Below are 4,376 nucleotides of genomic sequence, written 5' to 3' on the forward strand. Positions count from 1 at the left end.
TCAGATCGGCCATGGCCCGTGTCACCAGCCGGTAGAAGGCCAAGGGAATCGCGTCGAAGCAGGCCTCGGCCGCCGCCTGATCGGCCTCGAAGCCGCCCATGACCGGAAAGCCCGCGACATGGATCAGGCAATCGATCCGCCCGAAGGCGCTCATGGCGCGGTCGACGATCTGATCGGCCGCGTGGGCTTCAGTCAGGTCGGCGCAGAGGCCTTCGGTGACGACGCCCCTTTCCTCGAGCTCGCGCCGCAGCCTGCCGACACCGGCCTCGTTTTCCTTGGCATGGATCAGAATAGCGGTGCCGGGGGCCGCCAGGCGCCGCGCCGTGGCCGCGCCGATCCCGCTCGCCGAACCGGTGATGACGATCGATCGTTCGATGGGCTTGGGCACGGCGCGCACTAACGCAGCTGGATCCAGATGGTCTTGGTCTCGGTATACTGGTCATGGGCCATCAGCGATTTGTCCTTGCCGCCGAAGCCCGATTCCTTGTAACCGCCGAAGGGCACGGTGAAATCGCCTTCCGAATAGCAGTTGATCGAGACCGTGCCGGCGCGGATGGCGCGGGCCATCTTGTGGGCGGTGTTCAGGTTCTCGGTATAGAGCGACGCCGCCAGGCCATAGCTGGTGTCGTTGGCGATTTTGACGGCCTGCTCGGGCTCGGAGAAGGTGAGGACCGACAGCACCGGCCCGAAGATCTCCTCGCGCGCGATCCGCATCGAGTTCTTGACGTTGTCGAAGATGGTCGGCTCGAAGAACCAGCCGCCGCTCTCGGGGAAGAGGCGCTTGCCGCCGAGTGCCACCTTGGCCCCCTCCTTCGTCCCGATCTCCATGTAGGACATGACCTTCTCGAGATGGCGCTCCTCGATCAGCGCGCCGATCTTGGTGTCGCTGCGCAGGGGGTCGCCCACCGTCCAGGACTGGAAGGCGGGCTTGAGGCGCTCAAGCAGCTCGTCCTTGATCGATTCATGGACGACGAGCCGCGAGCCGGCGCTGCAATTCTCGCCCTGGCAGAACAGGATCCCCGCCGCCACCTGGTCGACTACCGGCTGCAGGTCGGCGACGTCGCCCATGACGATGGCCGGGCTCTTGCCGCCGCATTCGAGCACGATGCGCTTCATGTTGGATTCGGAGGCGTATCTCAGGAAATAGCGGCCGATCTCGCCCGAGCCGGTGAAGCTGACGCAATCGACGTCCCTATGGCGGCCGATCGCCTGTCCCGCGGTCTCGCCGAAGCCCGGCACGACATTGAAGACGCCGTCGGGGATGCCGGCCTCGGCCGCCAGCGCCGCCAGGCGCAGCGCCGTCAGCGGCGTCTGCTCGGCCGGCTTGATCACCATCGAGTTGCCACCGGCCAAGGCCGGGGCGATCTTCCACATCGCGGTGAAGACCGGGAAGTTCCAGGGCAACACGGCCCCCACCACGCCGACCGGCTCGCGCACGATCATCGAGACCACGTCGGAGGCCGTCGGGGCCACCTGGTCATAGATCTTGTCGATCGCCTCGGCATGCCAGCGCAGGGTCTCGACCGTGTCCGGCAGATCGACATTCATCGCGTCATTGACCGGCTTGCCGCAATCGAGCGTCTCGGTGATCGCGAGCTCGGTCAGGTTCCGCTCGATCAGGTCGGCGAATTTGAGCAGGATCTTCTTGCGCTCGCGCGGCGCCCGGCGCGACCAGGCGCCGCTCTCGAAAGCGCGACGTGCCGCCGCCACTGCCAGATCGACATCGGCCTTGTCGCCCTCCGCGACCTTGGCCAGCAGCTTGCCCGTGGCCGGATTGTGGGTCTCGAAGGTCTTGCCTGACTTCGCGTCGACATATTTCCCGTCGATGAAGGCCCGGGTTTCGAAACGCAGCTTGGCGGCCGCATCATGGAAGCTGGAGACGCGCTGAACGTTCATGGCTCGAATCCTTGTGGGGGCGATGGCAGGAGAAACGGCTTGGCGTCAGTTGTTGGGCCAGGTGTCGCTGAGCCGATAGCCGGTCGGCAGCGGATCCGAGGGATCCAGCACATATTGATGGAAGGCCGTGATCCAGGCCCGGCCGGTGATCGCGCAATTGACACCGGCAATGCCGCCGGCCTGCGCCGTCCCCAGCACCTCGCCGATGAAAGTCGTGTCGATGATCGATTTATGGATGAAGCGCTCGCCCGTCTTGATCTGGCCGCGGGCATGCATTATGGCGAGCCGCGCGCAGGTGCCGGTGCCGCAGGGTGAGCGATCGATCCGGCCGGGCGAGACGATGACGGCGTTGCGCGCCGTCTTTTGCCCGTCGATCTCGCCGAGCGGCCCGGCCCAGAGCGTCTGGTTGATGGTGTGAATCTCGGGATTTTCCGGATGCACCGCCGGAATCTGCACGGCAGCCGCGCGCTTGATCTTTTCGCCCATATCGACCAGGTCGCGCGCCTCGGAGGGCTCGATCTTGAAGCCCAGCTTCCGCGCATCGACCATCGCATAGATCATGCCGCCATAGGCGACATCGGCCATGACGGTGCCGATCCCCTCGACCTCGACCGGGCGGTCGAGCGCGAACACGAAGGACGGCAAGTTATTGAAAGTGACGCTCTCGCATTTGCCGTTCTTGCAGGCGGCCTTGACCCGCACGAGCCCGCCCGGGGCTTCCAGCGTGATCTCGGTCACCGGCTCCTTCATCGGCAGGATGCCGGTCTCGAGCAGCGCCGTGACGGTGCAGATCGTGTTCGAGCCGGACATCGGCACGTAATATTCCGACTCCATGATGACGAAGCCGGCATCGGCCTCGGGGACCGTCGGCGGCAGCACGAGGTTCACGCATTGCGTGACCTTGCCGCGCGGCTCATGGAGCAGGAACTTGCGGAGGTCGTCGCCCTCGTTCTGCAGCCAGCGCATCTTGTCGAACATGGTCTTGCCGGGGACGTCGAGCACGCCCCCGGTGATGACCTCGTTCAGCTCGCCTTCGGTATGAACCCCGACGACGTTGACCATTCGGCTGAAGCGCATGGGAGAAGACTCCCGATAGGTTTAGGCCGCGAGCGCGCCGATCTTGGCCGCCTTGAGCTGCTCATAGAGACGTCGGAAGTCCGCCTTCTCCGCTTCGCTCAGCGGCAGCAGGGGCTGGCGCGGGCTTCCCACTGGAATGCCCGCCAGCTCGCAGCCATATTTGACGAACTGGATATATTTGCCGCCCTGCTCCAGCAGATAAAACATCGGCAGCATGGCATGCATGAGCCTCTGCCCGCGGACGAAGTCCTTCTTCAGGACGCAGGCTTCATAGAGCGCCATATGCTCGGCCGGCAGGAAGTTCGAAGCACCGGCGATCCAGCTTTTCGAGCCCCAGAGGAAGCAATCGACCGCCTGGTCGTCGGCGCCGCAGACGCGCTGATAGCGGCCGTCGAAATGGACGATATGTTCCAGCATGCGGGCGAAGGAGCCGCTCGATTCCTTGATCGCACAGATCGCCTTCACGTCGTTGATGGCCTCGAGGAACTCGCGGTTCATGTCGACGCCGGTGCGGGCCGGGAAGTTGTAGAGGATGATCGGCATGCCGGTGGCGGTGGCGATATGGCGGAAATGCTGCGCCAGCTCCTGGGTGCCGGGGAGCGAATAGAAGGGAGCCGCCAGCATCAGCGCCTCATAGCCGAGGCCCTTGGCGAATTTCGACAGTTCGATCGTGTCGTCGGGGCGCTGCGAGTTGGTGCCGGCCACGAGCTTGGCCTTCTTGCCGACGCGCTCCGCGACGAAGCTCATCACCTTCTTCCGCTCTTCGACCGTCTGCGAATAATACTCGCCGGTCGTGCCACCGGGGACGATGGTCCCGATGCGGTTGGCGAGCAGGAAGTCGACATGCTTGCCGAGAACGTCGAACGCGATGGCGCCATTCTGATCGAAGGGCGTCGCGACCACGGTCAGGATGCCTTCGAAAGTGGGGATGTTCATGCCGGTCTCCTGTCTGAAGGGCACGCAGAATTGGAAATTGGGATTGCCGCCTTGTAATCGATTTCAAACAAACTGGCAAGCCTGAGTCATTCGAGCCCGCGAAAATTCTCGTCTAGTCGGGCCGCACGCCCGCGGCCGAGGCCCGCACGATGAGATTGGTCTCGAGACGGACCGAAACGATCTTGCGGCGCGTGTTCATGATGCTCAAGAGCGCCTCGCCTGATCGCGCGCCCATCTCGAGGGCCGGGACATCGACCGTGGTGAGCGGCGGATCCAGCAGCGCCGTGAAGTCCTGATTGTCGAAGCCGGTGACCGTGAGGTCCTTGGGCACGTTGAGGCGCAGATTCTTGCATTCCGACAGCACGCCGAAGGCCAGCACGTCGCTGGCGCACATGACGGCCGTGGTCGCGGGATGCTCGACATAGATCGAGCGCATGGCGGCAGCCCCTTCGAGCAGCGAATAGGGC

5 protein-coding genes are annotated in these 4,376 nt (G+C 64.4%); all 5 read right to left on the reverse strand.

The window, feature by feature from the left end:
- A partial coding sequence (locus ACREE8_RS25990) for an SDR family NAD(P)-dependent oxidoreductase (protein ID WP_431575931.1) occupies nt 1–397 on the reverse strand: 397 nt, incomplete at its 3' end.
- The gene (locus ACREE8_RS25995; RefSeq protein WP_431575932.1) at nt 397–1,896 is read right to left on the reverse strand and encodes an aldehyde dehydrogenase; all 1,500 of its coding nucleotides are present in this window, start codon (nt 1,894–1,896) and stop codon (nt 397–399) included. The genes ACREE8_RS25995 and ACREE8_RS25990, both read right to left, overlap by 1 nt.
- Before the next feature lie 45 nt (nt 1,897–1,941).
- On the reverse strand, nt 1,942–2,973 hold the full coding sequence (locus tag ACREE8_RS26000) for a proline racemase family protein (RefSeq protein ID WP_431575933.1): 1,032 nt from the start codon (nt 2,971–2,973) through the stop codon (nt 1,942–1,944).
- A gap of 21 nt (nt 2,974–2,994) precedes the next feature.
- Nucleotides 2,995–3,909 (reverse strand): dihydrodipicolinate synthase family protein, encoded by a 915-nt coding sequence (locus tag ACREE8_RS26005; protein ID WP_431575934.1) that lies wholly within the window; start codon nt 3,907–3,909, stop codon nt 2,995–2,997.
- Between the two features lie 112 nt (nt 3,910–4,021).
- Nucleotides 4,022–4,376, reverse strand: a 355-nt coding sequence (locus tag ACREE8_RS26010; protein WP_431575935.1) for a substrate-binding domain-containing protein, incomplete at its 5' end; no start/stop codon positions are given.

Origin of the sequence: Hypericibacter sp. (assembly GCF_050729195.1) — a bacterium.
Classification (GTDB): domain Bacteria; phylum Pseudomonadota; class Alphaproteobacteria; order Dongiales; family Dongiaceae; genus Hypericibacter.